5 protein-coding genes are annotated in these 6,210 nt (G+C 48.9%); 4 read left to right on the top strand and 1 reads right to left on the bottom strand.

The window, feature by feature from the left end; translation table 11 throughout:
• Positions 1–340: 340 nt before the first annotated feature.
• The 3 genes from KW840_RS17340 (at position 341) to KW840_RS17330 (ending at position 3,056) form a co-directional block, all read left to right on the top strand.
• Positions 341–820 carry a hypothetical protein gene (locus KW840_RS17340; protein WP_218496501.1) on the top strand — a complete coding sequence of 160 codons (480 nt, stop codon included), beginning with the start codon at positions 341–343 and terminating at the stop codon, positions 818–820.
• A gap of 184 nt (positions 821–1,004) precedes the next feature.
• A complete protein-coding gene (locus KW840_RS17335; protein WP_218496499.1) occupies positions 1,005–1,577 on the top strand; it encodes a hypothetical protein in 573 nt (190 codons plus the stop codon).
• A 1,059-nt stretch (positions 1,578–2,636) separates the two neighbouring features.
• Positions 2,637–3,056: a Rap1a/Tai family immunity protein gene (locus KW840_RS17330; protein ID WP_218496498.1), complete on the top strand. Its 420-nt coding sequence runs from the start codon at positions 2,637–2,639 to the stop codon at positions 3,054–3,056.
• A 1,414-nt stretch (positions 3,057–4,470) separates the two neighbouring features.
• Here KW840_RS17330 and KW840_RS17325 read toward each other — a convergent pair.
• Complete coding sequence (locus KW840_RS17325) at positions 4,471–5,421, bottom strand: LysR family transcriptional regulator (protein WP_218496496.1); 951 nt, start codon at positions 5,419–5,421, stop codon at positions 4,471–4,473.
• Between the two features lie 238 nt (positions 5,422–5,659).
• Here KW840_RS17325 and KW840_RS17320 point away from each other — a divergent pair, with 238 nt between their 5' ends.
• Positions 5,660–6,085, top strand: a complete 426-nt coding sequence (locus KW840_RS17320; RefSeq protein WP_218496493.1) for an ester cyclase — start codon at positions 5,660–5,662, stop codon at positions 6,083–6,085.
• The last annotated feature ends 125 nt before the right edge of the window (positions 6,086–6,210 follow it).

The raw sequence follows: 6,210 nt of genomic DNA, 5'->3' as shown, positions 1-6,210 counted from the left end.
TTGAACGAGTAAAACAGCCGTTCCTGCCCACTCGATAACTGTCCCATCATGCTGCGTGCTTCCCTGCTGGCCAATGCAGAGATTTTGCCGCAGGCCAGACAGGGGAGCTACTTTTTCAACAGAATCGCCCCATAGCTGACGGTGGCGCCAGGCAATAAACGGCCAAAGGCAGTCCGTCGTGGTGCCCAAAAAGCCGGAGTGACTCAAATTTCCTCAACCAGGGTATTCAAAGTCTCGCCGTGCTCAAACCACCTGCCGCAGCAGCGGTCACCACGTGGCACAACCTTCGGGATGAAACTACGCTGATGAAACACTGGTTTCCCTCCGATGGAGCTGGAAAATGGAAAGGATTTCTTCTGCCGCTATCGTGTTCACCGTGCTCGTCGCGCTTTCCAATACAGTTTCCGCTGAAACCCGCTCTCATAAAGATGCTCGCACATTCGTTGCCCAGGCACAGATCGGCAGTAACCTCTCTACTCTTGCACTTTTGGCAGCGAAAAGAACGATCACCTACGCGATGATCGTCACAAAACTGGGAAGTGCAGATGCAAGCAGTGCCGTGTCTGACGAAATCAATGCATTGCTGCCGCAGTACCAGCCTAAGTGGGATGAGAACCTTGCTGCAGCCTATGAGAAGTCATTCACTCAAGAAGAGTTGTCATCACTCGTATCTGAAGGCCGCGCATCAAAATACGCGGGAAAAGTGAAAGAACAGCAATCCGAAATTGGTAGAGATATGCAGTCGAGTTCCGAGCCAATTCTGATTGCTCTTGTTACCGAGGCGCTTAAGGCGACCCTGTCCAAATACATCCCGAAATAGACGGTAAAACAGGGCGGCCGGCATTGCGACCTCGAACGAAAACGCGCGCAAGACACAGGAGTCGTACATCAAACTCGCCGGTTCAGTGGTGACCTGGGCTCCACCGAGGCACGACAAGCCCGTTAGAAAAACATCTGAGCAAAGGTATGAGAGAAGGTTAATCAGACGGTGCTAAGGAGGGCGTATGCGTAATCCATCAACTTCGAAGCTTGTGCAGGTAATGGCGAGTGATGCTTTTTATCGAAGGTGGATAGTGTGGCTTCCATTATTGATCACGTCTGTAATTGTTTTTGGCGGGTATAGTAAAGACGTTATGGGCATTCAGTGGGTGGCGGGGCTTGCCGCTATCGCCAGAGCCAATATCTCATCGATAAACGTTTGGGCCAGAAAGTCGTCATTTCCTGAGGCTACACAGTTAATATTTTTACTGGCCTGGTTGTTCAGTTTTTATTACGCCTTTCTCGTCGCACGATGGAAACCCTATCGGGAGATGTATGTTGGTTCGCTTACCGGGCGGAGGCGTCATCTGAAAGCATTACCGGGATTGATGATGATTTGCATTGGATTATTTTTCTTGAATGTGACGGTTCTGGAAGCGCCGAGTTGCAGGCGGATGTGTATTTATAAGTCAGAGTTTATTCAAGTGTTCTACTCCAATGGTGTCTCTTTTCTTTTGGGGTATGGGTTTGCGCTGATTTATTGGTATCTGGCTAATTTTTCAAAAATTTATCGCTGTGGGGGAGAAAAAAACGAGTAGCCAGGAAGTTTGTTATTCTGATTTTTAGACTCATTGACCTATTACAGTCGATGGTTTCAGGCCGTCTCCTTCAGGCCGATTGCTGCCTGTCGCGAAGGGCCGCAACTGACCCAGAGTGGACGGTGGACAAGATGATGGCAAATGGATATCATTAACGATACTGGATCGATTTTAGAGGGCAGCAGGGCTTGCCGTCATCCATAGCGCGTTTCTCCCCGAGCAATTTCGCGCTTGCCGTGACCACGTCTAAGCTAGACAAGGACTTACAGGGACGACAAGTACGTTATTTATCTCTAACTAGTGGTTCAAACCGTTCCCTCCGCTCACTGGATTCGAAAAAGCTACACTTCTGCTAACCTGTTAGTTTAATCGTTATAGTTAATTGGAGATTCAATGAGCCACTTTGACCCATTCATGAAAAAAGCATGGCTCATCCTGCTAGTCTTTGGAGTGGCACTTTCCATTCTATCCCCAAGGAGCTCACCATACTCAACAGGCGTCCTTTTAATAGCAAGCCTAGTCTGGCTCGCCATATACAATGCATTCGTTATATTTCTATTGAAAAAATTAGCCACCGATGACGGACTCTTAAAGTCAAAAAAACCCATAACGATATGGGGCTACATTTGGCGAACAATTATTGTGTGCTATATTTCAATGATTCCAGCCGTGCTCGCTACCCTCGTGATCATTGGGGTACAATCGCACACATCAATACTTACCGGCGTTCTCATATGCGGACTCCATTCGCTCACTTCCATAGTTACGATATGGTGCATATTTTCAAGAGACAGAAAGTCTCAGATTGGCTGGCTTCTCTCATTGGCTCGCGGTTATTAATCTCTAACTAGTGATTCAAACCACTCGCTTCCGGTCAAGAAGGATTGCGATCGAGGAAATCTGCCATCTAGATGTGTCTATGAGCAAAAAAAGGGAAAGCAACAAAAGGGGCAGATTTATATCTTCCGCTGCCTCGGTAAATAAATTCGTCCCCTTTACCCATCAAACGCCGAGAATGCTTTATGCAAAGGCTCGCCTAGCTCTCTGGTAGGCGACAGCATGACGAATCTAACCAGAACAATGAGCATCGATATGTCGAAACAGCTATTCACGTTCCTGCTTATGGCAACCCTGTCTACTTCTGCTCTGGCCCTCCAAGAGCCCCCGCAGGAGACGCTCAAGTACGATGGCAATGAACTGCTTAGCACCTGCCACGAGTGGAGCAATTCGGATGCATCCCGAAGAGACCAGTTCAAGGCCGGCTACTGCGTCGGTACCATACTGGCCGCGAAGGGCACGGTATCCGCTTTGCAGCAGGCTCAATTGATGAAGCCATTCGTGTGCGTTCCCAAGGGTATTATCAACCTCGAGTTGGTTAAGTCGGTGGTGCTGCGCCTGGAAAACGATGAGCGGTTGCGCCAGATGCATCAGAACGTGGCTGTCACCGTTGCGCTATCGAATACCTATCCTTGCCGCTAGGACAGCGCCCCTTGGGGGCGTCGCAGTGTATTCCTTCTTCCTCTTCTGCAATATCCTCGTTTGAGCGGGAACTGCCGGCGAAGTGCAGGCTTATGCCCCCCAAAAAAAGGCAAAAAAAGGGGACGGATTTACATTTTTCCGACAAGATTGCTCAACTTCACCGAAATATTATTTAGATCTCTTTAAGTGACTGCTTTTGGCCGGTTTCTGCCTGTCACGAAGGGCCGCAGTCGACCCAAAACGGACAATCTATTAGCAAATGTGTGAATGCTATCAAGCAGATGGTCGGCTATGAAGGTGTGCTGATAGAGTAGCCGTTATGCTTTGGGGCGGCCTATGGCGCCGATGTTTAATGTAAAACAAGAATGGCTAGGTGTATCTCATGAGTGAATATGGGTTGGCGCTTGTTATAGCGTTTGTGTTGGTCGTAGGCATATTCAGGATTGTCACTCGACGCACAGGTAAGCAATTAACTGCTGTGCAATCGATACTGCCAATTCCAATCTCGTTTTTTCTGGCAGCAGTTTTCGTTTCGATATGGCGTGCTGTTTGATCACGGCTGAAAGCAGGTAAAGGCGCATAGTGGTTGCTGGTTGCGGATATCTTTTGGCCAACTTTGGTCCGCCACCACTGGCTGTAATCGACCCAGGCTGTGTGAAAACGTATGCACCGTTTTGAAGTCTGCGTTGCTACGTAAAATCTGCCAGCGTTTGGTTAATCAGCAGACCAAAAAATTGCGTAGGAGCGCGATTTTCGGTCCGCCCCTGACCGTAAACTCCGCTCTAAAACGTTTTCACACAGCCTGGACCCATTGTGGACATAGGCTAACGATTACACCATTTGTGTGGATGCCCATGGTTTAGTAAGAGCCCAACGTCTGCTGGATGTTGGCGGTAGGCGTTAGGCAGATGCAGATAGCCGAGTATTCATTCGGCCTGCTCCATCTCGTAGCACTCCCATTCGCTCCCCAAGGCTTCACGGTAGGCACCCCAACCAGGCGGAAGGTTTGCAATGTCGATCAATGTTGGGTCGTGCTCGACGATGCATTCCATGCTGACTACTAGGGCATCAGATGGGGCATTAGTTGTGCCACAGGTGAATGACCAAGAATGATCATCACCGTAATGGACTACGCACAGGATAGGTAGTCCTTCCCACAGTGCCTGTCGTGTCGTTATGGCTGCAACATTCTTCGCTTGATCGAACGCCCAATCGTTTTGCATTTGTATGAAAACCCTAACTATAAGTAGACGACATAAGTGGCGTAGCTTTTCGCCGTTTGTGTCTGATAACGTATCATGTCCATGCGTAATTCCTCGTCTACTTGTGAGCGTCCGTTTTTGGCCGATTGCTGCCTGTTCTCAAGGCTGTCCATCCATACGATGGGCTATTGCAACGATTTGAACTCCTTCTTTCACAGAAGGCACTCCCTCATTTTTGGGGTGCTGTGCATAACCTCTCTTAGTGCGTCCAATAAAGCGCAAGCGGCAGGTGACAATGTAGCGTCTGCCAGTCGGGAAACACCGATCTGCTCCAGAATAAGAGGTTCGAAAGCCGGGAGGCGAATCAACTCCTTACTGTGTGCGGGGTCAGAAATAACTGATTGCGGCAATATTCCAAGAAGATCAGTCTGCTTTAATAACCAAAGTATATTAAAGAATGATGCTGTTTCTATGGTTGCATGTGGTGGATTGATGTCCTTTCGATGAAAAATATCATCGAACTGCTTCCGTAAAGTAGTTTCTATTGGAGGCAGAATCCATGCTTCGCGCGCGAGTTCTTCCAGTTCAACCCCTGGTTGCTGAGCAAGTGGGTGGTCACGGCGCGCAACGATGATGGCGTTTTCGCTAAAAAGCGCCTCCTGAGCGACAACGACGCTTGAGCTGACATCGGAAAGTCTCCCAATCAAAAAGTCCAATTCGCCCGAGATGAGCCGAGGTATCAGTTCGCCACTTACCCCATCGACTATTTTGATGCGGATGCTTGGTCGGCTTGCCCACAGTCGTGCGATGGCGGCAGGTACAAGATAACTTGACCCTGTTAACACGCTTCCTATGGCAACACGCCCGGCATGCCCCTTTCCAAGAGCGTCGATTGCTTGGGATACATGATCCAGCTGGGCAAGAATCATCCGGCTGCGCTGCACAAAGTCCCGACCAAGCTCTGTAGGCGTAACCCCTCTACGATTCCGAGTGTAGAGCTGAGCCCCTACAGCCTCCTCCAGATCCCGCAATAGCTTGCTCGCCGTGGGCTGTGAGAGGTTCAGCGAGCGTGCGGCGTGCAAGACACTGCCATATTCAAGCAATGCAATTGCCAAGCGGAAATGCCTGACTGTCGCCCATTTTTCCAACCGTTCCAGACTCATGTGGTATTCCATTAGCCGATAGCATGTCTAATATATTATAGATTTACGAATACCATAACCCCTCCTAGAATGTGCCTGACACGCTGGGTCGCTCCAATTAAACACTTGCGAAGTGTGCAAAAAGTCTTGTTCGTATCGATGTAACGTCGCTCGGATACGGCTCCTTTTGAGTGGGGCGGCCTTTATAAAAGCAGTTGAATTTATTGCTTGTTATCAATGTGAGAGAGGTAAGTGTCGCATGAACGTCAAAAATCTAGACACGGTGAAGAACTACTTTAAATATTGTGTGGATGGTAAGGATGTTGAGCGAGTTTCAGAGTATTTCGATGTCGACGTGGTCGTGCATCGACCGGACTGCGATGCTCCGATAGGTGGTTTGGAAAACTTCAAACGAGCCTTGAGCGCAAATGTTCTCGAGCGATATAAGACAATTAAAACTACATTCAGCAAGGAAGTTGTTACAAATGACGTTGTTGTAGTCGCGCTGACACATTGTGCAACCGGTTCGAATACATGGCACGGCTTTAACGTAGAAGGCAAGAGCTTGACGTGGACGGCCCTGACGTACTTCCGGTTTAACAAAGAGGGTAAAGTGGTCGAGGAGATCGTTGAACGGAACGAACTGTTCATGGCAAAGCAACTCGGAATTATCAGTTACGAGTAACATTTAGTTAGATCCCAAGGGAAGCCAAGTCCACCGTGGTGAAAGTATGTTCTCCACGGTGGTCAGAGGCTGCTTTTGGCCGACTTCTGCCTTCCTCGACCGGCTGAAATCGACCCGACATTCGG

The organism is Pseudomonas sp. PDM30 (genome assembly GCF_019218985.1).
GTDB lineage: Bacteria > Pseudomonadota > Gammaproteobacteria > Pseudomonadales > Pseudomonadaceae > Aquipseudomonas > Aquipseudomonas jessenii.
Note: the sequence above shows the minus strand (reverse complement) of the source record. Positions and strands in the feature narration are given on the sequence as shown.